This is a genomic window from Thermoflexibacter ruber, assembly GCF_900113045.1.
GTDB classification, from domain to species: Bacteria; Bacteroidota; Bacteroidia; order Cytophagales; family Thermoflexibacteraceae; genus Thermoflexibacter; species Thermoflexibacter ruber.
Window position 1 is genome coordinate 1 of the sequence record NZ_FONY01000032.1, and the last position, 25,074, is coordinate 25,074.

A 25,074-nucleotide genomic window follows, 5' to 3' on the forward strand; every position below is an offset into this window, starting at 1 on the left:
TCGGCTTGCTGTGCCACACTCAACTTGCCTGTATAACCTTGATAATTATCTTGTAAATAGGCTTCCAAACCTACTTGCTCATATCGCTGCCGATAGTTCCTCACTGTTCCTTCACTGATGCCTAAACTGGCACTAATCACCTCCATACTTTGACCCAAATGAAGCATTAAAAGCACAGTTATCTTCTTGTACGCTCTGGCATAGCGTTCATTGTGTTGTAACTCCCTTAGTAAATCATAGTCTGCTTGTGATAACATTTTTACTAATTTGATTACCAAATATTGTACTTTTTTCGTAATTTTCCTAATCCAAATTTCAAAACCTTTTACTTTTTAGTATAAAACCCCTGCGATTTGGGGTACGGTTTCTTTGAAAACCTCTAAGGCATACCTAAAATCTTTTGCTTCTTGCCTCTCAAAACTGACAAATTTTTCCAAAATTGCCTTCAATGCCTTTGCATCAGACATTGGGCAGGTTTCTCGCTCATCGCTGCGAATGAGCATTACCTTCTGCGAATTTTCGAAAAGCAGATTATCTGTCGGGTAGCCGATTTTTATTTTTTGGGCAAGTTTCCTCTCAAAGTCGTCCTCTATGTCTTTGGATTCCCAATAGCCGTACTTAAATTGGAAAATATCAATCAGCACGCCGTCGGGCTGTTTAGTAGAATTTGGGATTTTGATTTCATCGACCAATCTCAAATTTCGTTCTTTTGCAAAATAATTGATGAGTCCGGCAAAATAACGGCGAATAGAGGTTTCCTTTCTGCTCCCTGAAAACTATTGGGCTTCCAGCACCTCGTTGTAATACTGATTGATGCGAGCTATGGACATGAGTTCAATGTATTTTTCAACTGTTATGTAAATATTTGTACTCCTTTTCTAAGGTTAAAATATTCCAAATTTATGAAAAAAGACGTTAGAAAGTACTTTCCATACTTCTTTTTCGGACTGCAAGGGTAGGAAGTTTAACAAAATTAAACAAGGAACGAAGCTTTTTTTGTCTAAATTTGTAGCTTTTATGGAAGCGAATGTTTCACGTTCATATTTAAAGTGAAAAAATTGAATTATAAAAATATCTATACTGCTATTATAGCAGTTCTGTTTACCTTCTTTCCTTTTTTCTTATTTGCCCAACAAGGACAAAGCCAAGCGCAAGGAAAAAAAGAATACCCCAAAGGTACGCAAGTCGAGCTGATGCCGGGAGCAAGCGAACTGATTGGGGATATAGTCAATGGCGAGGCTGTGCGAAAGGTAAAAAGAGGAATAAGCTCACAAGTCTTTTTCAAACAAGGGCTTACGCTCATGTATTGCGATAGTGCTTACCAATTCGTGCAGCGAAATAACATTGAGGCGTACGGAAATATCATGTTCATAGACGCAGATAGTACGGTTACTACAGGCGATACACTTTACTACGATGGGAATAAACGATACGCACGCCTGAGAGGAAACGTAGTTATGCGGGACAGGGAAAAAATTGTAACTACGCGCTTTTTGGACTATGATTTGAATACCAAAGTCGCTCACTATTTCAATGGAGGTATGGTGCAAGACGATAGTTCTGCCCTAATGAGTGAAGTAGGGTATTATAACGTTGGCACAAAAGTTTCTAATTTCCGCAAAAATGTTCGCTATCAAAGCCCTGATACTCAGTTAGAATCAGATACACTGACCTATAATGCTATTACTAAAATTGTGGACTTCAATGCTCGCACCAATATCCGCACTCGTCAAGGGGTAGTAGTGGCAGACAGAGGTAGTTACAACACTGTCTTAGGAACTTCGGTTTTCAAAGGGAGGGCAAAAATAGATACACAAGAATATACTATCAGTGGGGATTTTTTGGATTACGATAAAGTATTGGAAAAAGGCATCGCCAAAGGCAACGTAGAATTTATTGGCAAAAAGGACAATGTTATTATCTTAGGCGATATAGGTAAATATGATGGCATTAACGACCGCTCAGAGGTGTATGGGAACGCAGTGATGATTAAGCCTTCGGACAATTCCAAAGATACGCTTTTCGTTTCGGCGGATACCTTGATAGCCATTAATGAAACACCTGATACCTTGGAAATGAGGGTAAAAGAACAAAAAACAGTCAAAAATGAGAAAGGGAAAAATCTCAAAATAAAAGAATCCACAGGAAAAACAACCAACAACAGCGAGGAGAAAAAAGAAGAAAAAGCAGAAGAAAAAAAAGAAGTGCAAATCACGCCTAAAAAACAACTTTTTGCTTATCGCAACGTCAAAGTATATCGCAGAGACTTCCAAGCTAAGTGCGATTCTTTATTTTATAACATTGCGGACTCTACCATTCGCTTTTATTACGACCCCATTATTTGGGCAAAAAATGCACAACTTACTGCCGATAGTATTCGCGCTGAACTTCGCAACAATGTGATAGACAAGATGTTTCTCAAAGAAAAAGCCTTTGTGATTTCCTTAGATACGTTAAAACAGTTCAATCAAACCAAAGGCAGAGAAATAGAAGCTCGTTTTAGAAATAGCGAAATCCGCAATGTATATGTCAAAGGCAATGCGGAAAGTTTGTATCATATCTTAGAAGCAGATTCTATCTTGACAGGGCTTAACTATATCCGATGTAGCGATATGGATATTTTCTTTAACGATTCTGCTCGTTTAGAGGAAATCATGTTTCGCCAACAGCCCGATGCCAAACTGATTCCGCCACACGAAATTAAGCCTGAGGACAAAGAACTCAAAGATTTTCGCTGGCGTATCCAAGAAAAAACCGAACAAGGCGAAGTGCTTGGCATTCATGCCGCTAACCAATACAAAAGCGGAGAACTCAAAGGAGCGAAACTCATCATAGAAGATGTATTCAAAGTTTTTCTCAAAGAAAATACGCTTATTTTTTACAAGCAAAATGCAGAAAAGAAAGACATAGAGGGTAAGTTTTTTGTCCAACTCTACCCCAAAGACAAGAACGACATCAACATAGAACTGCGCAAAAAGGGCTATGAAAGCATAGAGTTTAAGTTTCCTTCTGAAAGTTTACTCAACAGCACAGCCAAGCACAGCATTTCCCTGCCTGATTACAAAGTACTGAGAATGGCTATCGGGCAGATGGGGGATAAAAACAAAGTGATTTGGCAAAAGTTGTATATTGTGAAATAGAAATATATATATACCTAACAGGCTTGCTAAACCTATTAGGTGTAAAAAATGGCTAATAATACTTTCTCAATGAAAAAAATATTGATTATTCAAACTGCTTTTATTGGTGATGTGATTTTAGCGACTGCGGTAATAGAAAAATTACGCACTTATTTTCCTGATAGCCAAATAGATTTTTTATTGAGAAAAGGAAATGAATCTCTACTTACAGCTCATCCTTTTTTGCATGAAGTCATCATTTGGGACAAAAAGAACAATAAGTATCAAAATTGGTGGAAAATCCTTCAGAAGGTTCGCAGAGAAAAATACGACCTGCTTGTCAATTTGCAAAGATTTGCATCTATGGGATTATTTGCAGGGCTTTCTAAGGCAAAAAAAATTATTGGTTTCCGCAACAACCCCTTTGCTTTCTTATTTGACGAAAAATACGAGCATCGCATAGGCGACGGTACTCACGAAGTAGAGCGTAACCAACTCCTCATTACAAAACTTACAGACAGCCATGCACTCCGCCCTCAACTGTATCCTTCACTACAAGACGAACAAGCGGCAAAACCCTTTAAATCCAAACCCTATATTTGCATAGCCCCTGCTTCGGTTTGGTTCACCAAGCAGTACCCCAAGCACAAGTGGGTAGAGTTGATACTTGCACTGCCTAAAACTTTGAAAATATACCTACTGGGAAGTCCCTCAGACCAAGCCCTTTGTCAAGCCATTATCCAAGAAATTAAAGAGAAAACCCATCATGAGCGAGAGATAGAAAATCTTTCTGGAAAACTCTCCCTTTTAGCTTCTGCGGCTCTAATGCGCAAGGCAGTTATGAACTATGTCAATGATTCTGCCCCACTGCACCTCGCTTCCGCTGTCAATGCTCCTACCTGTGCCGTCTTTTGCTCTACCGTTCCTGAGTTTGGTTTTACTCCTTTGGCAGAAGAATCACATATTGTACAGATAAATAACCGATTATCCTGCCGTCCTTGTGGCTTACATGGACAAAAGCAATGCCCTCAGCATCACTTCCGATGTGCAGAAGAAATACAAACGGAACAGTTAGTACGTATTTTATGAGATAATATGCCCAGTAAACTGAGCCGTATTGTCTATGATTCTCCCTCCACGCCTGAAACCCAAAGCAGCAGCTTCATAGGCAAAAAATACGCCTGCTTGATAGCAGTTACCTTGGTAATCTCTTAGAAAATCTACATATTCTTGGTAAATTTTTGGATAACCTCCATAATCACCTTCTTTGGCTAACATCGTTTGGGCATTTTTGTCCAAAATCTTTACGTTTGCCCCTTCTCTACCAAATAATACCTTTTCTACGTAATACTCTTTGTTTTTCAAAGGCTTATCACTTGTTTCCAAAAGTAAGGGGTGCTTAGGGTACAAATCCCAAAGAATTTTCAAGATTCCCTTAGATTGGAAAAGAAGATTGTAGGCGGGATTAACCACAATGGCTTTGTGATTCATGACTATTTGGTTCAAAATTTCCATGAGTTCAGGCTCATCATAGGCAATGTATTCCCAAGGCACTAATTTGAACCAAAAGTTGAATTTGAAATATTCATCAAAATCATTGCGAATAAAAATTCCTTCCTCAGCGGAAAAATGTACATTTTCAACATGGCAATAGTCCACCTCAAATCCTGCTTCCTTTGCCGCCTCGCCCAATACTTCTACATTCGTATCGTCCTCAGGAAAGTCTTTCATAGTGGAAATGAGCAAGGTGGGGGCTAAATCTTCATTGAGTTCTCGCAATCTGGCAAAGTTTTCTTTTAATAGTTCGTACAAAGAATTAAACTGCAAAGATTCATCTAACTGATTGGCTTTGAGGTGCGCCCATTGGATAACAGCCGTTTCAGGAATACAAGTAGCTGTATCGGAGTTAAACTCAATGAGTTTGATAGGGTGCCCGTCAGTGCCTCCGCTAAAATCAAACCTTCCATACAGATGCAAATGCCTATCACTTTCCCAAGTATATTTGATTTGTTCTACCATGTTGAGCGGAATCGCCAGTTGGTTAAACAAATTATTATCAATTACGTACTGCGCCGCTTGTATATACATTTCGTAGAGTTCGTTGGCAGCGGCAGCATAGGCTTCTGCTTCTTGTTCAGTAATCTGCACTATATCTCCCGTGATGTATTGAAGTGTGTCAAAGCCCATCATCCACCCCCAACCAAGTGCATGAATTTGATTCTCAGGGCTTTTCCACAAAGATTTTAGTTTAATCATCTTTTTTATTTTAACTTAGCCAAAGTAGCTCCATAACCAAACTTTTCCTTTTGAGCATCTTGGAAATAAGCTACATTTTTGTGCTTGCTTAACCTACGCTGAATCTCTGTGCGGAGTGTACCGTTCCCTACCCCATGAATAAAAACCACTTCCTCTACATTCTCAAAAATAGCACTGTCTAAGGCTTTTTCAAATACATCTAATTGCAAGTTAAGCATTTCCGAGGCGTTCATCTTCTCTGATTTGTCAGTGAGTTTTTCTATATGCAAGTCTATTTCTTTTTTTCTTACTTTGGGTGGAAGTACAATTTTTTCCATGACCTTAGGTGTAGTGGGCAAGGCAGGCTCGTTGGCAGAGAGCATACTCTCTTTGATTTTATCTGGCTCTATGCTTACTATTTTTTGGTCTATTTGGAATACATAGCCCTCTTTGTCGAGCAGTGGGGAAGTCATCTTACTTTTGAAAAAAGTACTTGCATTAAATACAATTTTTCTTATCAGAGGCTCTTTGATAGAGCCGAAACCTGCCCTGAAAATCAGGGCTTGGACAAGCAAAGGCGACCATTTTTCAAAGCGGTCTAAGTTTGCTTCATCTACTTTCTGCCAAGTTTTTTTCCTTAGATGCCCTGCAGCAAGTCCGCTATAGTTGTTGTCTTTGATTTCCCCAATGGTAAACAAAATATCTATTTCTGTATTATTTACTAAGTTTACAGTCAGCTGCTTATCATTGATGGGAATAAAAACCAAGAAAAAGCCCACTTCTCCTATAATTTTTTCAGGGCTTGCATTTTTATCGCTTATCTTTGATTTGGTATCTCTAAAAACAATCGTTTCCTCTGTAGCAATCAGCGTAACCTCGTTTTTGAGTACAGGGATACGAAAACCGTCTTCTATCTCTACTTCTATCATATTGTTAGGCAAGAAGTTAGTGATGATGCCCTCTTCTCTGTGGTGTAAAAGCCGTACTCTATCTCCTACGTGCATAGTTTTGTTTAATGGTTGTGAATATGGAATATTAATAGCTTAATGGTCAAACAAAATTAGTCTTTTTTGTAAAAGGATTTTTTAATAAAAGTTAAATTTTTTTTGTGTAAGTTTTTTTGAAAAATTACGAACATTCTTAAACAAAAGTAATATATTGAGTCTGGATTCATGTTCAAATAATTGAAAAACAATAGCTTATATAGTAATATACTTTTGCTTTCTTGAAAAAATCTAATTATAACTTTTCTTAACTAATGGTTTTTTTGTGTAAAATTAGCACAAAAATTTTATTTGCTAATATAATAAATAATTGATAAACAAATATTTAAGTATAAGTTAATTGAATTTTCGCAAATTTACTTATTTATTAAATTGTTTAACGATATTGAAAAATAATTAAACAAAAATTTGTAATTTTGTCTAAGGCTTTCTATATTTGTCCTAAACAAAATCATACATCAATATGGAAATCACAAACACCGATTTTAGCCGCTCTTTGAATGAAATGACTGTTTCATTAAGACCTTTTGCGCTCAAATTGACCAAAGATTCTGAAGACGCAAATGATTTGTTGCAGGAAACTATGCTCAAAGCCTTCACCAATCGCGAAAAGTTTGCCGAAGGTACAAATTTGAAAGCATGGTTATACACTATCATGAAAAATACTTTTATCACTAATTATCAGCGATTAGTTCGTAAAAATACTTTCATAGATACTACTGATAATCTTCATTACATTAACTCTTACAATACAGCTACTTACAACTTAGCTTATTCTACTTTTGCTAACGAAGACATAGAAAGGGCAGTAGCAAGTATAGATGAAGCCTACCGAGTGCCTTTTATTATGCACTTTCGCGGCTTCAAATATCACGAAATTGCTGATAAGTTACGTATTCCTATCGGAACGGTGAAAAATAGGATACACATTGCTCGCAAAGAATTGAAAGATAAGTTGAGCATTTATGCTAATAATTAGTATGTAATCCTTTACTTTTGCCCTAAAAAAATATATATCTTCATGAGATTCATCTTTTTTTTAAAGGGTACGGCATCAAAAAACTTATACTTTTTTACTTTACTCGTTTGTTATTTGTTTTTAGGTTGTTTTGTGTTATTTTCTGTCCGAAAAGGTGATGAAGTGATTTGGCTTAATCAGTTTCATACTACTTTTTCGGACTTTTTTTTTCAATATATTACCCATCTTGGCGATGGACTTTTTTGTGTTTTGCTGAGTTTGTTTTTTTTAGCTTTCAAAAAATACAAAAATGCACTTTTGATTTTCCTTAGTTTTGCTTCCTCAGGCATTCTTGCCCAATTACTGAAAAGGTTGGCTTTTCCCGATATGCCTCGTCCTACGGCTTATTTATCAGAAAAAAATATCAACTGGCATTTCGTAGAAGGAGTAGAGGTGTTTACCGCCAATAGCTTTCCCTCTGGGCATACAGCAACTGCTTTTGCTACTTTTCTGATGTTAGCTTTGATAAGTAAGCATAAAGCTTGGGCAGGAGTATTCTTCTTCTTGCTTGCTTTTTTGGTAGGTCTTTCTCGTATGTACCTGCTCCAACATTTTTTCATAGATACCTACTTTGGTGCTATGTTAGGGGTTGTATGCGCCTTGCTTATTTATTATTTTAGTAATTCAAGTAAATAAAATAGCTTTTTTCATAAACTTGCAAAAAAGCATAAGATTCATAATTTTGTACCCAATAAAAGCACTGGATACATACTTTGGTGTGTTTGTTTTCAAAACATATCAAAAATAGCAAAGCCTCACATCTATTTATTTTTCTCATCTTAAACTTAAACTTTTTTACTTATGAAAAAAACATTTTCACACTTTTATCTGCTTATCAGCTTATTTGTTAGCTTTCAAGCCTTTGCCCAAGAAGGGGCAACGGTCAGCTTCGAGAAATTCATCTCTTTAAGAAGCGTAGGCAGTCCAAGTATTTCGCCTGATGGTCAGCATGTTGCCTTTACTGTAAGCACTACGGATTGGAAAGAAAACCAGTTTGACAGTGAAATTTGGCTTAGTAAAAACGGGGAAAAGCCTTTCCAACTTACTCGCACTACCAAAGGAGGAAGTGGACAAATTCGCTGGTCGCCTGATAGCCAATGGCTTGCATTTACAGCAGACAGGGGAAACAAAGCTCAAATCCACGTCATTAGGATTAGCGGCGGCGAGGCACAAGCCGTTACTAATGAGGACGAGGGCATTAGTAGCTTTGAGTGGACACCCGATGGAAAAAAATTTGTTTTCACGATGAGTGAAAAAGAAAGCAAAAGTGAAAAGTCGCAAAAAGAACGCTACGGGGCTTGGGCTGAGGAGGATACGGAATACCGATTATCTCATTTGTGGATAGTAGATTTTATGCCTGATTTGCCTTTGAACGAACTGCCTTGCATAGAAAACAAGAAAGACTCTACGAACAAGCAGGATTGCATTATCCTACCCAAAGCAGAAAGATTGACAGAAGGCAAGTTTACAGTAGGAGGTTTTGGTATTTCCCCTGACGGAACCAAAATTGCATTTGCCCACCAACCCAATCCTTTGATTAATACCTCTTTCAAGTCAGACATTTCAGTTTTAGATTTACAAACAAAGAAAATCAGTGTTTTAGTACAGAATCCAAGTAACGACAACTTTGTTACTTGGTCGCCTGACAGCAAGTCTATTTTGTATTTTTCCAATGAAAGCGATACAGTTTCTAATTATTATAAGAACAATAAGGTATTCAGATTGGAACTTGCCAGCAACAAATCAGAGCAAATACTTACTGATATAGACGAAAACGTGGGGAATGTAAATTGGCTCTCTAATGGCATCTACTTCATTGCCAATCAGAAAACCAAGCGTTTTATTTACCAACTCGACGCCAAGACCAACAAAAGCAAAGCAATTACAGGCTTGCCCGAGTACGTATTTACCATGAGTTTTTCCAAAGATGGCAGCCAGATGGCTTTTTCTGCTCAAACGCCCGCTACTTTGGGAGAAATTTACAAAACCAATACAAGTGTCTATAAACCAATGATTTTAACAGAAATGACCAAACAAATTGCAGATTGGAAGGTAGGTACAGCAGAGGTTATTTCTTGGAAAAGCCAAGACGGGGTAGAAATAGAAGGCGTTTTGCATAAACCTAAGAACTACGACCCAAAGAAAAAATATCCACTTTTGGTCGTGATTCATGGAGGTCCTACGGGCATAGACTATCCTACGCCTGTAACGGGTTATGTGTATCCTATTTTGCAGTGGGTAGAAAAAGGGGCTTTGGTTTTAAGACCAAATTATAGAGGTTCTGCGGGTTATGGCGAAAAATTCCGCTCTTTGAACGTCAGAAATTTAGGCGTAGGAGATATGTGGGACGTGATGTCGGGCATAGATTATTTGGACAAACAAGGCATGATAGATACGGAAAAAATGGGTGCTATGGGCTGGAGCCAAGGTGGCTATATTTCTGCTTTTTTGACGACCAATACCAATCGCTTCAAAGCCATTTCCGTAGGGGCAGGGATTTCCAACTGGATAACTTATTATGTCAATACTGATATTCACCCATTTACAAGGCAGTACTTGCAAAATAATCCTTGGAAAGACATGGATATTTACCTCAAAACTTCGCCTATGACCAACATCAAAAATGCCTCTACCCCTACTCTGATTCAGCATGGAGAGTTTGACCGTAGAGTCCCTATTCCCAATGCTTACGAACTCTACCAAGGTTTACAAGACATGAACGTTCCGACCAAACTTGTTGTTTACAAAGGCTTTGGACATGGAATCACTAAACCTAAAGAAAGATTGGCGGCGATTTGGCACAATTGGCAGTGGTTTAATAAGTATATCTGGGGCGAGAATGTAGAAATACCAATGGATAAATAAGCATGTTGCAAGAGAGTATAAATATTTGAAAAACAAGTATTTATACTCTCTTGCAAAGAATCTTTGCATTTTCTTTTGCCATTTACTCTTTTTTCTATAATTTACTGCTATAAATCAAAGCGGATAGCGTATTATAGGCTTTATAGATTTGGATAATGATAACATAGTAAATATGAAAAGAAGAGAATTTGTTGCGAATAGTATTCTGGCAAGCACAGCGACTGCCTTTGCTCCACATTTTTTCATTTTTCCTAAAAGAGCCAAGTATCGCACTGCCTTAATTGGCTCTGGGTGGTGGGGCTTAAATATTCTGCGTGAAGGCATTAGGACAGGAGAAGTTCAAGTGGTTGCGCTTTGCGATGTCGACCAAAATCAGCTTAGCAAATGCAAAGAAGAAGTCGACAAACTTTGCAATGACCAACCGAAAACCTACACAGATTTTAGAGAATGTTTGCAAAAAGAAAAGCCAGATATTGTCATTAATGCCACTCCAGACCATTGGCACGCTGTTATCGCTATTGAAGCCATGAAAAGTGGAGCGCATGTGTACTTAGAAAAGCCTATTTCGCATACGGTCAAAGAAGGAACAGCCATAGAAAAAGTAGCCAGAGATACTAAACGAATTTGCATTGTAGGTTTTCATAGACGTTATTCTCCGCACAATGTCAGTGGCATGGAATTTCTGAAATCGGGTAAAGTAGGAAAAATAAGAGAAGTAAAGGCTTTTGTGAACTATAATTTTGGCAAAGGTAAATTAGAGGAGCAGGTAAATCCTCCACAAGGGTTGGATTGGGATTTTTGGTGTGGCATGGCACCCTTAGTGCCTTATAACCCAAGCATCCACCCAAGAGGATTCAGGCAGTACATGGAGTTTGCCAACGGCATGATTGGCGACTGGGGACCGCATTGGTTTGACCAAATTCTTTGGTGGACGGAGGAGAAAGCACCAAAAAAAATCTATTCCGTGCAGAAAGGTGGCTGGCGAGAAACAAGGGCAAATGCCCCAGAAATCCAAACAGCCGTATTCGAGTTTGAAGAGTTTACGTGTACTTGGGAACACTCTATCGTCAATCCACATAATGAAATCAAAACGGAAAACGTAGGCGTATATTTCTACGGTACAGAAGGAGTATTTCACATGGGCTGGCAGAAAGGCTGGACTTTTTTCCCTAATGACAAAAACAAAGAGGCAATTCACGAAGATGCCCAACTCAACAAGCCCGATGACCAAAACATTGACTTGGTATGGAAGGACTTTTTAGCTTGTATCCAATCAGGGAAATTGCCTTTTGCTGACATAGAAAAAGGGCGACACGCGACCAACATGTCCCTGCTCGCTAATATCTCTGCTAAAGTGGGCAGAAGTATCGCTTGGGACTATCAAAAAGACCAAATAATTAACGACAAAGAAGCCAATAAATTATTAGTTAGAGCCTATCGCAAGCCTTGGGAATATCCTAAGTGGTAAATCTTATAATCTTGCTGTTACTATGTCCTTGTCTAAGAAAGATTTAATATCATAAATGACAGTTTTCTCATGCCGAAGTGCAGAGAAATCTATGGTTTTAAATTCCTTGTGAGCCACTGCTAAAACAATAGCATCGTACTTTTTATTGGGTTGGCTGATGAGTGCTAAGTTGTACTCATGGTGTACTTCTTCTGTACTTGCCCAAGGGTCATATACCTCTACTTGCGTACCAAAATCCTGTAATTCTCTAATTACATCTATCACCTTAGAATTGCGAATATCAGGACAGTTTTCTTTGAAAGTAATTCCAAGTACCAATACTTTGGCATTTTTGATATTCATACTTTGCTGAATCATGAGTTTCACCACCTTATTAGCTACAAATATGCCCATGTCATCATTGATTCTTCGCCCTGCTAAGATGACTTGGGGGTGGTAGCCCAAACTCTCCGCTTTATGAGTAAGGTAATACGGGTCGACACCAATACAATGCCCTCCTACCAATCCGGGCGAGAAAGGCAGAAAATTCCACTTAGTGCGCGCCGCCTCTAAGACTTGTATAGTGTCCAAACCCATTCTATCAAAAATAAGAGCTAATTCATTCACAAAGGCAATGTTAATATCTCTTTGGGCATTTTCTATGACCTTTGCGGCTTCTGCTACCTTGATGGAGGGAGCAAGGTAAGTCCCTGCGGTAATGATAGAAGCATATAGTTCATTGATTTTTTTAGCTATCTCTGGGGTGCTACCACTTACTACTTTTCTTATCTTACTCAAAGTGTGCTGTTTATCTCCCGGATTGATACGCTCTGGCGAGTACCCACAGAAAAAATCCTCATTAAACTTCAAACCACTCATTTTTTCTAAAATAGGTACGCAGTCCTCCTCCGTACAACCCGGATAAACCGTAGATTCATAAACAACTATATCGTTCTTTTTCAATACTTTACCCACAGTTTCACTTGCTTTGATAAGCGGTGTAAGGTCTGGCTTTTTAGATTTATCCACAGGCGTAGGCACGGTAACAATAAATACAGTAGCTTGTAGCAAATCTTCTACTTGATAGGAAAAAGTCAAATGTTGAGCAAGCGATAGCTCTTCAGTGGATATTTCCAAAGTATGGTCTTTCCCTTGACGAAGTTCTCGTATTCTTTCTTTGTTGATGTCAAAGCCAATGACTTTGTATTTCTTGCCAAATTCTACGGCTAAAGGCAAACCTACGTATCCGAGTCCAATGATTGCAATGGTCATTTTTAAATCGAGATGATGAAACAATAATGCAAATTTAAACTAAACATCAGAAAACCTATACCTTTATCAAATTTCATGCTTTTCATATAGTCTATCGCCAAGAATCCATAAAAAGAAAGCACTGTCTTTGATTTTTCCAAAAACAGTGCCTCCATAAGCCAATAAATTATATTTTTACATACTAAGCAGTAGCCACCAACTTATTCACATACTTTGCTAATCGCGATTTCTTGCGAGCCGCATTGTTCTTGTGAATAATATTCTTCTTTGTTAATTTATCAATCATTCCGTGTACTACTTTTAGCAATAATTGAGCTTCTTCTTTGTCTTTTGTAGTAAGCAATTTCTTGATATGAGTACGTGCCGTTTTATGTTGGTATCTATTTCTCAAACGCTTACGCTCATCAGACCTAATTTTTTTAATCGCAGATTTATGATTCGCCATTACCTTTAATTGAATTTTATATGTAAAAACAAATGATTTTTAATTCTTTATGTGAGTTTTGGGTGGCAAAGGTAGCACAATTTTTTTTTTCTACAAAATATTTTTATCTTTATTTATGTCAAAACGTATATTTACAAAAATATTTTTCAGGCGCAAATCTATTCTGAACAGACATTACTCCCAAATTAAACTTTGTAAAAATCAGCACCTATGCAAGAGTTTTTCATTCACTACCTTTGGCAGTTCCAGTATTTTGACAAAAAACAGCTACAAACTACCGCAAAAGAGGATTTGGAAGTAATAGCCGTTGGACACGCCAACCCCAATGCAGGGGCGGATTTCACGCAGGCTTGTGTAGTTATTAACGGCATAAAGTGGTACGGAAATGTAGAAATTCACTTAAAGACTTCTGATTGGCTCTTGCACCAACACCATGAAAACAAAGCCTACGACAATGTCATCTTACATGTAGCTTGGGAAGATGATTTAAATGATGCTCAAAAAATCAAAAGAAAAGATGGTTCCTCGATTTCTACACTGACTTTGAAAGAAAGAGTAGATAAACTTTTAGTGGAAAAATACTATTTGCTGATTTCCAATAAGCAAGATACAATTCCATGTGCCCCTCAAATACCTAATGTTAAGCCTATTACAAAAATTTCTATGCTCGACAAGGCATTGATTCAACGTCTGCAAAGAAAGGCGAAAGAGGTAATCGCTTTATTAGACTCAAACAGAGGTGATTGGGAAACTACTGCTTACCTCTGGACAGCTCAGAGTTTTGGTTTTAAAGTCAATAATGAAGCCTTTTTAAGATTAGCCAAAGCCCTACCCTACTCGATTGTAGCCAAATACACTGAAAACTTACTTGCCTTAGAAGCATTAATTTTTGGACAAGCAGGTTTCTTATCCGACAAAGCAGAAAGTTCAGATGCGTATTTTGATAAATTGGCTAAAGAATATGCCTACCTAAGTCATAAACACAAACTACAAGCATCGGGTTTAGCCAAACACGAATGGAAGTTTCTAAGGTTACGACCTGCCAACTTCCCTACGATTCGTTTAGCACAATTTGCTCAACTTTTACACAAGAAAAAATCTTTATTTAATGCTTTTACCCAAACTGAAAATTTTGAGCAACTTTATCAATTTTTGGATATTCAACAGTCTGCTTATTGGCAAAAGCACTACACTTTTGGCAAAGAAAGTCAAGGCAAAATAGTAGGATTAGGTAAGCAAAGCATTGCTAATTTGATTATCAATACGGTAGTTCCTTTGTTAGTGGCATATAGCAACCAAAAAGATAATCAATTGTTTACAGATAGAGCCATTTACTTTTTAGAGCAAATTCAAGCAGAAAAAAATCATATCTTATCAGCTTGGGAAAAGCTTGGCATCAAAGCCCAAAATGCCTTTGATAGCCAAGCCTTAATAGAGCTTTACAATCATTACTGCTCAGAAAAGAGGTGTTTGCAATGCAACATTGGAATTAGCTTGCTCAAATAATCTGCCCTTATCGTAATGCCTCCACATTGTCTAAAAAATAGCAATGCTCCCATTGGCTCATACCAATTTTAGGGTAGTAATGAATTGCTTTGGGTGCAGCTAATAAAATTAACTTTGCCTTAGGAGCATGATTTTTAATCATTCGGATTAGCTCTTTTCCAATTCCTTGCTTTTGATATTCCCCATCTACTGCCAAGTCAGAAAGATAAGTACAAAACGCAAAATCCGTCAAAGCACGTGCCACCCCTACCAACTTCCCCTCATTTCTTGCCGTTGCAATGAGATTGGCGTGTTGTAACATTTGGTTAATCCTCTCTATGTCATGAATAGGTCGTCTTTCTCCTAAGGTAGAATTGACCAATACCTCAATAAATTCCTCTGCTGTTAGTTTTTCCTCTATTTGATAAGTAATCATTTTGCTTTATTTTTGAGATAAATGTTACATTAAAATATTTTTTACTCGTCAGTCATCAAACTTGTCAAATCTATTGCAAGATATTTCTATTTTTCTGAAAATATTTACCATTTCTGCACGTTTCTTGGTATATGAATAAAGCTAAAATATATTCTTTTCTTAAAATATCTACCCAAATGAATACTAATATGAATGCCAACAAGCTAATAGTCATGCTTTTACCCCTCATTATCTCCTCCACCGTACTTGCACAGGTAGCTTATCGATATGAGGGCTTTATAGAGGTAAGTCAAGCTAAAAAGCTACCTATTACTGTCAAACTCACCGTACAAGGCTCACAGTTCACAGGCAGTTATTATTACACCAACAACGGAGAGCCTCTGAACTTAGCAGGTACAATCATTCAACAAGCCAATAAACAGTTTGAATTGCGAGAAACCAACGCAAAAAACTCTGTTACAGGATATTTTATAGGAAATTGGGACGAGAAGGAATCTATTATCAGTGGAAAGTGGCAGACCTTAGACCGTAAGAAAACTTACAAGTTTGTATGGAAAAAAGTAACACCGATTCCTTACGACATCATTTCTAAAAGTGAAATCAAAGAACAGAGCAAAGGCTCAAGCAAAGCCGTCAAATCTTACACTATACCCCAAATCAAAAACCACCCTGATGCCAATCTACAAAACAAATTTAACCAAGCTATGGCTGCCTTGAAACCTGAGATGTCTATAGATGACACAGAAATAGGCAATAATCTTTATACTAATATTACTACAACAGTTATCAGTGCCACTGATGAATTTGTTAGCTATCAGACCGTTAGAAGCCAAACAGGAGAATCAACTACTACTCAAGATTTGTATGCTTTTGCTACCTTTGATTTGAAAAAAGGCGATGTCATTTACCTTTCTGATATTCTAAAACCGGGCATCAATGCAGACAAGTGGCTCGCTCCTCATAAAGAAAAATGGGTAAAAGAAACAGCTATTGACTACGAAGGAAGTTGGAGCTTAGTGCTGACTGACAACACTTTGCAAATGATGTTTACTGATATGGGTAACTCTATTAACTACGATGTGCTGACCTACCAGCCAATTATTTTGCTGTATAGTCAAATTAAAGACGACATCAATCCCGATAGTGCTTTGGGGAGGTGGTTAGCTAAAAAATAACAAAACTATGTGTGATACCTTTGTGGCGATGCCCTCTTTTACCAAAAACAAAACCCTTATTTTTGGTAAAAACTCAGACCGCGAACCCAATGAGGCTCAGGCGATTGTTCGTATTCCTGCCAAAGAGCCAAGAGAAAAAACTGTCCAATGTACCTACATAGCTATTCCCCAAGTTAAGCAAACGGCAGAAGTTATTTTGTCTAAGCCTTTTCAGATGTGGGGAGCAGAAATGGGAGTAAACTATCATGGCTTAGTCATTGGGAATGAGGCACTTTTTACTAAGGTAAAGTTTAAGAAAACGAACCAAGGTTTGACAGGTATGGACATGCTGAGGCTGGCTCTGGAGCGATGTCCAACAGCTATCTCTGCCCTTCAACTCATCACTGACCTTCTCCAAGACTATGGTCAAGATGCCTGCGGAGGTTATCAAAACAAAGACTTTTTTTACCACAATAGCTTTATTATTGCCGACATAAAAGAAGCGTGGGTATTGGAAACTGCAGGAAAAGAGTGGGTAGCACAAAAAGTCAAAGATTTTCGCTCTATTTCCAATGGAATTACTATTGAGCATGAATTTGACCTGCACAGCCCCAACGTTGTAGATTTTGCTTTGAGGAATGGCTGGACAAAAAAAGGAGAAGATTTTAGTTTTCGTAAAGCATATTCTGACTGGTTTTTTACCAAAATGAGCAGTTGTAAGATTCGCCAGCAAGTGAGTAATGACTTGGGAAAAGCCAAAACTGACCATTTCGACACCAAAGATGCACTATCTATTCTAAGCCATCATCACCTTGAAAATGAACTATTTGCACCCTATAAAGCCACTACCCAAGATATATGTATGCACGCTACGGGCTTAACTAACCCGAGCCATACGGTAGGTTCTATGATAGCAGAAATCCGCCATGACCAAGTTCCTACTATTTGGCTCACAGGTACTTCCAGTCCTTGCTTGAGTATTTTTAAACCTTTTTTCTTTCAAACTCTTACTATCTCAGAAGAATCCTTTGTCCAACCTACTGCAAAATTAGATGATTCGCTTTGGTGGAAAGCAGAGCGACTGCATCGTTTCATTGCTCAGAACTATCAGAAAGCTAAGCACATAATAGATGCTGAAAGAATAAAGTTACAAGAAACATTACTGGAACAGCAAATAGAGATTTTTACAGACCAATCCCCTAAAGCAACTGATTTACAAGTCTTTTCTGATAATGCTCTACAAAAGCACTTGGATTTGATGGCTACTTGGTATGAAAAACTAAGCACAGCCTCCTCAAAAAGAGCCAACTATTTTGCCCCAATGTATCAATGGCATTGGAAAAAATGGAATGAAAGTGTAATTATTTAAAAAAGAAATAGTTAAAAAATATTTTTCCCTTTTGAAGGGTTAAAATGTGCTATTTATTAGGTTTATACATTATTTTCGTTAATTTTACAAAAAATCATAAAACAGTAATGCTTTATGGTTTTTGGTGAAAATTTTTAATATAAATTACAATTCTTAAATGAAAACAGGTAAAGTTAAATTTTTTAATGAGTCCAAAGGTTATGGGTTTATTATCGAAGATGGTTCAAGCAAAGAAATTTTCGTACATATCAGCGAAATAGCAAATGGTCTGAAACTCAACGAGAATGATTCGGTTTCCTTTGAGGTAAAATCAGGAAAAAAAGGGCTAAATGCAGTAAACGTATCAAAAATGTAGTTCTGCCTATGAAAGTGAGTCTGGATTTAAGTACGTTCTTAAATGAGTTATTTTATCATTCTTAAGTCATTCACTTTTCAATAGTGCAGATATTTTAAAATACCTATTTGTAAAAGTTCGCTAAATCCAGACTTTAACTACGCTCACAATCTACTCTTTATCAACTCCAATACATAGTTCCTATCCTCCAAACTGTGCCTTACGTCCAACTCGTTTACGTCTATGACGAGCAGTTCTGAAAGGTTATAGTTTTTAAAGTACTCCTTGTAATGCTGGTTAAGAGACTCCCAATAGCTTCGCTCTACTACTTTCTCAAACTCTCTGCCTCTTTCATGGATTCGTGCAATTGCATTCTCTACTGTAATGTCCAAATATACCATAAGTTTAGGTCGCTCAATATGTTCTAACATATTGAATAACAGCTCTTCGTACAAATGATACTCCTCCTTAGACATCAGCTCTCCTTCCATAAGCAATCTTGCAAAAATTACATCTCCGTAAATACTTCTATCCATAATGCACCCCATAAGTTGTGCTGCTTCTTTGAGCATTTTAAAACGCTTATTCAAAAAATAAATTTGGATAGGGAAGCTATATCTTTTTTGATCGTAGTAAAACCTGTCCAGTAGCGGATTGTTGTCCACAGGTTCTTTAAAAAAAAGCAAGTCTAAATCTTTTGCCAAAATTTCTCCCAAAGTGGTTTTTCCCGCCCCCACTACACCGTCAATACAGATTACTGATTCCATAATTTTTTCTTTTACAACTGTTTGCTTAAAAAATACTTGGTAATAATCAAGATAATTTATCTCCATTTCTTTTTTTTTCGCCCAAAAGTAAAAGAAAGTTAGGAAGTGCGAAATGATTTGAGCCTTTATTATTTTACTTCACACATGCTTATACGTTGCTTTATTTTTTATACCAAGTTTGCACTTAATCTATTTAGATGAAAATAAATTCACTTTTAGGAACTTTCTCACATAGGTTTTAGTTTTCAATTTCCCTATTTATTAAGAAAACAAAAATCTCTTATGCCTTGGAAATTAGCTTTAAACACATTTTTTTATGTGTATGACCATGAAAATGAATTAGATATTGATACTTTTAAACTTCTTCTTTCTGCTCGCCAAGCTGCTGAGAATGCGTATGCTCCATATTCCAATTTCTTTGTAGGCGCGGCTATTCTTTTGGAAAATGGAGCCATAGTCAAAGGAAGTAATCAGGAAAATGCCGCCTATCCTTCTGGCTTGTGTGCGGAGAGAACGGCTATTTTTGCCGCAGGTTCTAACTATCCTACTCAAAAAATCCTTATGGTCGCTATAACTGCCAAACGCAAAAATGAATCCCTTTTCTTAGCGGCTAACCCTTGCGGTGCTTGCCGCCAAGTACTTTCTGAATATGAAAATAAACAAAATCAGCCTATCAAAGTTATTATGGAGGCGGGTAACGGCAAAGTTTACACTTGCGATTCGGTCAATATGCTGCTGCCTTTGAAGTTCAGTAGTGGGAACTTATGACGTATTCTAACAAAACATAATTTACTAACTATGAAGTCATTAGAGCTTATTTTTTCCATTTTCAATGCACTTATCCTGCCTCAATGGATACTGATGATTTTTGCGCCGCGTTGGAAATGGACACTTTGGTTGGTCAATTCTTACCTTATTCCTATTGGTATTGGCATCGCCTATGCCGTTTTAGTCCTTCCCAATCTCTTTGGCAGTGGACAAGTGCCAGATTTCGGTACGTTGGACGGCATAAAAAATCTATTCAAAATGGGGAATGATGAGGTAGTAGTAGGTGGCTGGTTTCATTACTTAGCTTTTGACTTGTTGGTGGGGAGTTGGATACTCACAGATAGCCAAAAAAACAGGATAAAGCATTGGTTTGTTGCACCTTGCTTGTTTTTTACGCTTATGGCTGGTCCGGTAGGCTTTGTACTTTATCAAATTATCAAGTTTATTTCACCCAAAACTCAAAAACAAGCATAAAGCATTTTCCTTAGATAGCTGGCTATTTTTTCTGCTTGCCTATACCCTATCAAATTGCTTAATAACCTCATTTTCAGAGATTTTTTAGGTATATAATTGGGCTGAAGGGCATAAATCTGTCGGATACACATTTCAAACTTTGCATTATCTTTGCCTATAAATGCCTTTGCACAATCTCGTAAGGCTTCTATGATTTCTGCTTTTCTCTCATTGTCAAGAGTTTGCTGGCTTTCCCAGCGTTGGATAAAATACATGAGTAACTTATAATAATCTGTGAAGTAAGTAATTACCCCATATTTACGAGAAAGTGATTGGGCATCTACGTTGTATAAGACCCCTACAATAGGTATGTGAACATATTTCGGTTTTATCTCCGAAACAAGCAAGTAAAAACGTACATCATTAAAAGTCTTAAAACTGCTGTTCCAAGCACCTATTTTTTCAATGATATTTTTAGTATATAAAAAACATGCAGTAGGTCGCCAAAATTTTCTTATGAAATCTACATCGGGACGGTTTGAAAGAGTTTTGGCATATTTGCTTGCCTTTCTCGCTCCGTCTATATACAGTTCTTCGTAATCACAAAAAGCCACCTCTGCCTGTTCCTTTAAAAGTGTATTTACTTGACTTTCAATCTTTTGCTTATCTAACAAAATATCATCACTGTCCAAGTATTGGAAAAAATCTCCCTTCGCCAACGTCCTCCCTATTTCTAAGGCATGAGAAACGCCTTGATTTTTTGTGCTGACGATTTGAAAAGGAGTAGTGGTAGATTCTTTGTACTTTTCCAAGATACTCAATGAACTATCAGTAGAACCATCATTGACCACAATAATCTCTAAATGAGGATAGCTCTGCGACAGCGCCGAATCCAAAGTACGCACAAGCCATTTTTCTGCGTTGTAACAAGGAATAATGACAGATACCAAATAGTTCATAACAAAAAATGAGTTTATGGCAAAAAATTTGTTAATAAGATTTAAAAGCACTAAATACTATGAGTTTATGTTCAGATATACCAATATACTCATTTCATTACTTACTCAAGAATAATACCTTCAAACTTTTGACGAATTTCATTATTTAAATAACCATTCAGATAAAGTAATTTCCTTTATTCCAAAATTATTCCAGTGGATTTACCATTTAAGAACTTCATCAAAAATATTACTCAGTTTTCTATCTCAGGGCATTACGAAGATTTTTCTTTGGAACATAGGCTATTTAACAACTTGTGTTTTTTCTCTATGGCTGCTTGTGTGCTTACTATTGTATCCAATGCTTTAGTAGGGATTACGTGGCAGATGCACATAGTAGTACTATTACTAATGATTTTTTTTTCTTATTTCTACTATCTATCAAGATTTAGAAAACTTTACAAATCACTTACGATTCCTTACCACTTCCTTGTAGCTATCTTTCTTTCTATCATGTGGTTTTTTAATGGCGGCATCCAAGGTCCTATCGGCTATTTTTACTTCATGGCTATCGTAGGGGCTATCGTGTTTATTAGGTCGTTTCATGTCACTGTAGTATTATTGTTAGTTAATTTTATTATTCTTGTTTTTATAGATTACTATTTTCCCACACTTATTGTGGCTTATAAAGATAGTTTTTCTCATCATTTAGATATATGCGTAGGGGTTTGCACAGTATCCTTATTAATCAGCATTGGCATTAAAAAGCTCAAGGAGAACTATAACGTAGAACATCAAAAAGTAGAACAACAAAAACAGCAACTTAGCCAACTCAATGCAATTCAAAGTAAACTCATTTCTATTATTTCTCATGATGTTCGTTCCCCTTTTAACTCTATCAAAGGTACGCTGAACCTACTTAAATCAGAAGCATTGAGTAGAGAAGAAATCGCTATGCTTTCAGAGCGTCTTTCCCAAGAGGTAGATAGTACTATCAACTTAGTGAACAATCTGCTTTATTGGTCACAAAATCAATTACAAGGTTTGCAAGCTAATCCTGAAAAATTTGATATACAAGAGGCTATATATGAGAATATTAAATTGGTTAGTCCACAAGCCCAAAAGAAAAACATACGTATTGAATATCCCGAACAGCTAACAGTAGAAGTATTTGCCGACAAAGAAATGATTAGAACTGTACTCCGCAACTTGCTGACCAATGCCATTAAGTTTTCTTATGAAAATAAGGAAGTATGTATTAAAAAGTACATCAAGGAAAAAGAAGTTGTCATAGAAGTTTGCGATACAGGCGTGGGGATTCCCCAAGCAGTCAAAGAACAACTTTTTCACCTTAGTCAATACACTACTTTAGGAACTTCTAATGAAAAAGGGAACGGTATAGGATTAATGCTTTGTAAAGATTTTGTAGAGAAAAATGGTGGGAAAATCTGGGTAGAAAGTGAAGAAGGCAAAGGAAGTAGATTTTTTTTCACCGTCCCTATTTATATTGCTTAGAAAAAGTGTTACAATAAATAAGCAAAGCTTTGCAAAAATGAAAAATTTTTCATAGTTTATCATAGTTTTCTCATGCGAGTAAATCTATTCTTAGTATAGAAAATGTCCATATTCTTTAAGTTATACTTAGATTTGCTCTGTAATTATTTGGTATTTCTTTAAACCCTTATATAGATTTTCTGTTTTAAATGCTAATGAGGATTTTGCTATATAAAAATTCTACTTATGAAATTTAAAAATTGTGTACTTAATAAGTACTGCAAACGATGTCAATTTCTTTGGTTACTTTTTTTAACAATTCATTCCTTTACATTCGCTCAGAGGCAATCTATAGAAGCTAAAAATGGCATTTTAGACCTTTCCAAATACAATTTTGAGGAGAAAGGCACAGTAGTTTTGAAAGGGGAGTGGGAGTTTTATTGGCAAAAATATCTTAGAGGCATTGATTTTACGCTCCAAACACCTTCTGGATTGGTAAATGTTCCTGACAGTTGGAATAATTATGAAATAGAGCAAGGAAAGAAGTTACAAACACAGGGTTATGCCACCTATCGCTTGCGCATTAAAGTTCCCTCTCAATATAAGCAAAATGAGCTTTTAGGCATCAAAGTTGGGTTCATTGCTACTAACTACGCCCTTTACGTGCAGAATAAACTCTTGAATAGAGCCCGAGATTTGGGCAAAGATGCTTCAAACACCAAAGGCTACTATAATCCTGATGTATATTATTTTGTTCCTCAAAGAGATACCGTAGAAATAGTCATGCACATTGCCAACTTTGCTGACCGCCTTAGTGGATTGACTCAGACACTTACCTTAGGGAAAGCAGAGCAAATTCGTAAAGACTACGAGAGTAGCTTGATGATAGATTTCTTTCTTTTAGGAATATTAGTCATCATGGGCTGTTACCATGTAAGTTTGTACATATTCAGACAAAAGGTAAAAGCGACGATTTGGTTTGCCTTGTACTGTTTTTTAATAGCTATAAGAATCTTAGTTACAGACAACTACTATCTAACTGACCTGTTTCCAGATATACACTTTGAGGTAGGCAATAAACTCTCTTATCTCACCTTCTACTTGGGCGTTCCTTTATTGGCTGTTTTTGTTCATTCTCTATACAAAGAGGATTTTTCCACTTATGTAGTCAAATTTTACTTATTACTTGGAAGCATATTTTCTTTGGTAGTATTGTTTACTGACGGATTTTTTTATTCTACATGGTTGGTATATTTTCAGTTAGCGGCGCTGCTTATCATCGTGTATTCTATTTATTTTGTTGTCAGGATTCTTGTAAAAAATAGAGAAAATAGCAAAACTTTCGCCTTGGGTTTGTTCACCATTTTTTGTACTGCCACCAACGACATACTCTTTTCAAACCTCATCATCAATACAGCTAATCTCATGCCTTGGGGGCTTTTTGTATTTATCTTCTCTCAGACGCTTATTCTTTCTAAGCGATTTTCTAATGCTTTCAATCGCGTAGAGGAACTCTCTGAACAGTTACAAAAGGCAAATGCAGCATTAGAAACCAAAGTAGAAGCTCGTACCCAACAGCTCAAGGAAGCCAATGAGGAACTTGCACAGAATTTTGAGGAACTAAAAGCCAACTTAGAACTAATTAATCAACAGAATAAAGAAATCAAGGCACAGCACTTCAGCATTACTTCAAGTATTAACTATGCCAAAACCATACAGCAGAGCGTTCTACCCAATTTTGATAATATACAAACTCATTTTTCAGATAGCTTTTTGATTTTCAAGCCCAAAGACATTGTTTCTGGTGATTTTTACTATTTTAATCAAAAAGGAAATAAAATCTTCTTAGCGGCGGCAGACTGCACAGGACACGGCGTGCCGGGAGCGTTTATGAGCTTGATTGGTTATAAAACGCTCAATGCAATCATAGAGGTTCACCAAATCACCGAACCCGCACATATTTTAAAAAGCCTTGACATAGGCATTAGGCAAGTTCTTAGGCAGGGAGAGGATTCAAAGAGTCGTGACGGCATGGATATAGCTTTGGTAGTGATAGAAAAAGAGCAAAAGCAGATAAAATTTGCTGGTGCCAAAAACCCCTTAGTCTATATGTTGAATGGGCAAATGGAAGTGGTTAGCGGGGACAAATATAGTATTGGCGGAAGTGAAAATAGCAGTTTTAATCAAACTACCGTCCATTTTTCAGAAAAGGACAATTTTAGTTTTTATCTATTCTCTGATGGCTACCAAGACCAGTTTGGGGGGGAAGCCAATAAAAAATTGATGAAAAGGCATTTTAGAGAGTTGCTTTTCCAAATTAAAGGCTTATCTATGCAAGAGCAAGGCAACCTGCTCCAAGAATGGCACGAGGCATGGAAAGGAAATTTAGCCCAAACAGACGATATTTTAGTGATGGGTTTTCGTTTGTAATCGCTCATTGTTGTAAGATAAGAATGTTATTTTTTCTGTAT

The 25,074-nt window shown here is 37.0% G+C and carries 23 protein-coding genes; 14 read left to right on the forward strand and 9 right to left on the reverse strand.

The window, feature by feature from the left end:
• Nucleotides 1–257: helix-turn-helix domain-containing protein (locus tag BM141_RS16240; RefSeq protein WP_143090922.1), on the reverse strand; the 257-nt coding region annotated here is incomplete at its 3' end.
• 75 nt (nucleotides 258–332) lie between these two features.
• Nucleotides 333–698, reverse strand: a complete 366-nt coding sequence (locus tag BM141_RS16245) for a hypothetical protein (protein ID WP_091548524.1) — start codon at nucleotides 696–698, stop codon at nucleotides 333–335.
• Nucleotides 699–1,058: 360 nt separating this feature from the next.
• Here BM141_RS16245 and BM141_RS16250 point away from each other — a divergent pair, with 360 nt between their 5' ends.
• Both BM141_RS16250 and BM141_RS16255 read left to right on the forward strand, forming a co-directional pair.
• Nucleotides 1,059–3,140 (forward strand): OstA-like protein, encoded by a 2,082-nt coding sequence (locus BM141_RS16250; protein ID WP_221407695.1) that lies wholly within the window; start codon nucleotides 1,059–1,061, stop codon nucleotides 3,138–3,140.
• Nucleotides 3,141–3,209: 69 nt separating this feature from the next.
• On the forward strand, nucleotides 3,210–4,208 hold the full coding sequence (locus tag BM141_RS16255; protein WP_091548571.1) for a glycosyltransferase family 9 protein: 999 nt from the start codon (nucleotides 3,210–3,212) through the stop codon (nucleotides 4,206–4,208).
• Here BM141_RS16255 and BM141_RS16260 read toward each other — a convergent pair.
• Together BM141_RS16260 and BM141_RS16265 are read right to left on the reverse strand one after the other, a co-directional pair.
• Complete coding sequence (locus BM141_RS16260; RefSeq protein ID WP_091548526.1) at nucleotides 4,203–5,375, reverse strand: glutathionylspermidine synthase family protein; 1,173 nt, start codon at nucleotides 5,373–5,375, stop codon at nucleotides 4,203–4,205. The genes BM141_RS16255 and BM141_RS16260 overlap by 6 nt on opposite strands.
• Before the next feature lie 5 nt (nucleotides 5,376–5,380).
• Nucleotides 5,381–6,358, reverse strand: a complete 978-nt coding sequence (locus tag BM141_RS16265) for a Smr/MutS family protein (RefSeq protein WP_091548527.1) — start codon at nucleotides 6,356–6,358, stop codon at nucleotides 5,381–5,383.
• A 463-nt stretch (nucleotides 6,359–6,821) separates the two neighbouring features.
• On the opposite strand from BM141_RS16265, the gene BM141_RS16270 reads away from it, so the two are divergent.
• The 4 genes from BM141_RS16270 (at nucleotide 6,822) to BM141_RS16285 (ending at nucleotide 11,709) form a co-directional block, all read left to right on the forward strand.
• Nucleotides 6,822–7,337 (forward strand): RNA polymerase sigma factor, encoded by a 516-nt coding sequence (locus BM141_RS16270; protein ID WP_394331688.1) that lies wholly within the window; start codon nucleotides 6,822–6,824, stop codon nucleotides 7,335–7,337.
• Between the two features lie 42 nt (nucleotides 7,338–7,379).
• Nucleotides 7,380–8,012, forward strand: coding sequence for a phosphatase PAP2 family protein (locus BM141_RS16275; protein WP_091548528.1), 633 nt, complete (start codon nucleotides 7,380–7,382; stop codon nucleotides 8,010–8,012).
• A 165-nt stretch (nucleotides 8,013–8,177) separates the two neighbouring features.
• Nucleotides 8,178–10,241: a S9 family peptidase gene (locus BM141_RS16280; RefSeq protein ID WP_091548529.1), complete on the forward strand. Its 2,064-nt coding sequence runs from the start codon at nucleotides 8,178–8,180 to the stop codon at nucleotides 10,239–10,241.
• Between the two features lie 172 nt (nucleotides 10,242–10,413).
• Nucleotides 10,414–11,709, forward strand: a complete 1,296-nt coding sequence (locus BM141_RS16285) for a Gfo/Idh/MocA family protein (RefSeq protein WP_091548530.1) — start codon at nucleotides 10,414–10,416, stop codon at nucleotides 11,707–11,709.
• A 3-nt stretch (nucleotides 11,710–11,712) separates the two neighbouring features.
• Here BM141_RS16285 and BM141_RS16290 read toward each other — a convergent pair whose 3' ends face one another.
• Both BM141_RS16290 and rpsT read right to left on the reverse strand, forming a co-directional pair.
• Complete coding sequence (locus tag BM141_RS16290) at nucleotides 11,713–12,960, reverse strand: nucleotide sugar dehydrogenase (RefSeq protein ID WP_091548531.1); 1,248 nt, start codon at nucleotides 12,958–12,960, stop codon at nucleotides 11,713–11,715.
• A gap of 181 nt (nucleotides 12,961–13,141) precedes the next feature.
• Nucleotides 13,142–13,405: a 30S ribosomal protein S20 gene (gene rpsT, locus BM141_RS16295; RefSeq protein ID WP_091548532.1), complete on the reverse strand. Its 264-nt coding sequence runs from the start codon at nucleotides 13,403–13,405 to the stop codon at nucleotides 13,142–13,144.
• Nucleotides 13,406–13,615: 210 nt separating this feature from the next.
• On the opposite strand from rpsT, the gene BM141_RS16300 reads away from it, so the two are divergent.
• Nucleotides 13,616–14,911 carry a DUF2851 family protein gene (locus BM141_RS16300; protein WP_091548533.1) on the forward strand — a complete coding sequence of 432 codons (1,296 nt, stop codon included), beginning with the start codon at nucleotides 13,616–13,618 and terminating at the stop codon, nucleotides 14,909–14,911.
• Between the two features lie 7 nt (nucleotides 14,912–14,918).
• Here BM141_RS16300 and BM141_RS16305 read toward each other — a convergent pair whose 3' ends face one another.
• Entirely contained in the window at nucleotides 14,919–15,326 is a 408-nt protein-coding gene (locus BM141_RS16305; protein WP_091548534.1) for a GNAT family N-acetyltransferase, read from the reverse strand.
• 176 nt (nucleotides 15,327–15,502) lie between these two features.
• On the opposite strand from BM141_RS16305, the gene BM141_RS16310 reads away from it, so the two are divergent.
• The 3 genes from BM141_RS16310 (at nucleotide 15,503) to BM141_RS16320 (ending at nucleotide 18,204) form a co-directional block, all read left to right on the forward strand.
• Nucleotides 15,503–16,501: a hypothetical protein gene (locus BM141_RS16310; RefSeq protein WP_143090960.1), complete on the forward strand. Its 999-nt coding sequence runs from the start codon at nucleotides 15,503–15,505 to the stop codon at nucleotides 16,499–16,501.
• Nucleotides 16,502–16,508: 7 nt separating this feature from the next.
• On the forward strand, nucleotides 16,509–17,849 hold the full coding sequence (locus tag BM141_RS16315) for a C69 family dipeptidase (RefSeq protein ID WP_091548536.1): 1,341 nt from the start codon (nucleotides 16,509–16,511) through the stop codon (nucleotides 17,847–17,849).
• A gap of 157 nt (nucleotides 17,850–18,006) precedes the next feature.
• A complete protein-coding gene (locus BM141_RS16320) occupies nucleotides 18,007–18,204 on the forward strand; it encodes a cold-shock protein (RefSeq protein WP_091548537.1) in 198 nt (65 codons plus the stop codon).
• 143 nt (nucleotides 18,205–18,347) lie between these two features.
• Here the strand turns inward: BM141_RS16320 and BM141_RS16325 are convergent, their stop codons facing one another.
• Nucleotides 18,348–18,950, reverse strand: a complete 603-nt coding sequence (locus BM141_RS16325; RefSeq protein WP_091548573.1) for a deoxynucleoside kinase — start codon at nucleotides 18,948–18,950, stop codon at nucleotides 18,348–18,350.
• Between the two features lie 282 nt (nucleotides 18,951–19,232).
• On the opposite strand from BM141_RS16325, the gene cdd reads away from it, so the two are divergent.
• Both cdd and BM141_RS16335 read left to right on the forward strand, forming a co-directional pair.
• A complete protein-coding gene (cdd, locus tag BM141_RS16330; protein WP_091548538.1) occupies nucleotides 19,233–19,718 on the forward strand; it encodes a cytidine deaminase in 486 nt (161 codons plus the stop codon).
• Between the two features lie 30 nt (nucleotides 19,719–19,748).
• Nucleotides 19,749–20,192 (forward strand): ABA4-like family protein, encoded by a 444-nt coding sequence (locus tag BM141_RS16335; RefSeq protein ID WP_091548539.1) that lies wholly within the window; start codon nucleotides 19,749–19,751, stop codon nucleotides 20,190–20,192.
• Here the strand turns inward: BM141_RS16335 and BM141_RS16340 are convergent.
• A complete protein-coding gene (locus BM141_RS16340) occupies nucleotides 20,177–21,130 on the reverse strand; it encodes a glycosyltransferase family 2 protein (RefSeq protein ID WP_091548540.1) in 954 nt (317 codons plus the stop codon). The two genes, BM141_RS16335 and BM141_RS16340, sit on opposite strands and share 16 nt — an antisense overlap.
• 195 nt (nucleotides 21,131–21,325) lie before the next feature.
• On the opposite strand from BM141_RS16340, the gene BM141_RS16345 reads away from it, so the two are divergent.
• Both BM141_RS16345 and BM141_RS16350 read left to right on the forward strand, forming a co-directional pair.
• A complete protein-coding gene (locus BM141_RS16345; RefSeq protein ID WP_143090961.1) occupies nucleotides 21,326–22,624 on the forward strand; it encodes an ATP-binding protein in 1,299 nt (432 codons plus the stop codon).
• Between the two features lie 225 nt (nucleotides 22,625–22,849).
• Complete coding sequence (locus BM141_RS16350) at nucleotides 22,850–25,033, forward strand: 7TM diverse intracellular signaling domain-containing protein (protein ID WP_091548542.1); 2,184 nt, start codon at nucleotides 22,850–22,852, stop codon at nucleotides 25,031–25,033.
• Nucleotides 25,034–25,074 lie beyond the last annotated feature (41 nt).

Excerpts from the sequence above, each read along its gene's own strand:
- BM141_RS16255 (WP_091548571.1), top strand. The coding sequence starts at position 3,210 with ATGAAAAAAATATTGATTATTCAAACTGCTTTTATTGGTGATGTGATT.
- BM141_RS16260 (WP_091548526.1), bottom strand. The coding sequence starts at position 5,375 with ATGATTAAACTAAAATCTTTGTGGAAAAGCCCTGAGAATCAAATTCAT.
- BM141_RS16265 (WP_091548527.1), bottom strand. The coding sequence starts at position 6,358 with ATGCACGTAGGAGATAGAGTACGGCTTTTACACCACAGAGAAGAGGGC.
- BM141_RS16270 (WP_394331688.1), top strand. The coding sequence starts at position 6,822 with ATGGAAATCACAAACACCGATTTTAGCCGCTCTTTGAATGAAATGACT.
- BM141_RS16275 (WP_091548528.1), top strand. The coding sequence starts at position 7,380 with ATGAGATTCATCTTTTTTTTAAAGGGTACGGCATCAAAAAACTTATAC.
- BM141_RS16280 (WP_091548529.1), top strand. The coding sequence starts at position 8,178 with ATGAAAAAAACATTTTCACACTTTTATCTGCTTATCAGCTTATTTGTT.
- BM141_RS16285 (WP_091548530.1), top strand. The coding sequence starts at position 10,414 with ATGAAAAGAAGAGAATTTGTTGCGAATAGTATTCTGGCAAGCACAGCG.
- BM141_RS16290 (WP_091548531.1), bottom strand. The coding sequence starts at position 12,960 with ATGACCATTGCAATCATTGGACTCGGATACGTAGGTTTGCCTTTAGCC.
- rpsT (WP_091548532.1), bottom strand. The coding sequence starts at position 13,405 with ATGGCGAATCATAAATCTGCGATTAAAAAAATTAGGTCTGATGAGCGT.
- BM141_RS16300 (WP_091548533.1), top strand. The coding sequence starts at position 13,616 with ATGCAAGAGTTTTTCATTCACTACCTTTGGCAGTTCCAGTATTTTGAC.
- BM141_RS16305 (WP_091548534.1), bottom strand. The coding sequence starts at position 15,326 with ATGATTACTTATCAAATAGAGGAAAAACTAACAGCAGAGGAATTTATT.
- BM141_RS16310 (WP_143090960.1), top strand. The coding sequence starts at position 15,503 with ATGAATACTAATATGAATGCCAACAAGCTAATAGTCATGCTTTTACCC.
- BM141_RS16315 (WP_091548536.1), top strand. The coding sequence starts at position 16,509 with ATGTGTGATACCTTTGTGGCGATGCCCTCTTTTACCAAAAACAAAACC.
- BM141_RS16320 (WP_091548537.1), top strand. The coding sequence starts at position 18,007 with ATGAAAACAGGTAAAGTTAAATTTTTTAATGAGTCCAAAGGTTATGGG.
- BM141_RS16325 (WP_091548573.1), bottom strand. The coding sequence starts at position 18,950 with ATGGAATCAGTAATCTGTATTGACGGTGTAGTGGGGGCGGGAAAAACC.
- cdd (WP_091548538.1), top strand. The coding sequence starts at position 19,233 with ATGCCTTGGAAATTAGCTTTAAACACATTTTTTTATGTGTATGACCAT.
- BM141_RS16335 (WP_091548539.1), top strand. The coding sequence starts at position 19,749 with ATGAAGTCATTAGAGCTTATTTTTTCCATTTTCAATGCACTTATCCTG.
- BM141_RS16340 (WP_091548540.1), bottom strand. The coding sequence starts at position 21,130 with ATGAACTATTTGGTATCTGTCATTATTCCTTGTTACAACGCAGAAAAA.
- BM141_RS16350 (WP_091548542.1), top strand. The coding sequence starts at position 22,850 with ATGAAATTTAAAAATTGTGTACTTAATAAGTACTGCAAACGATGTCAA.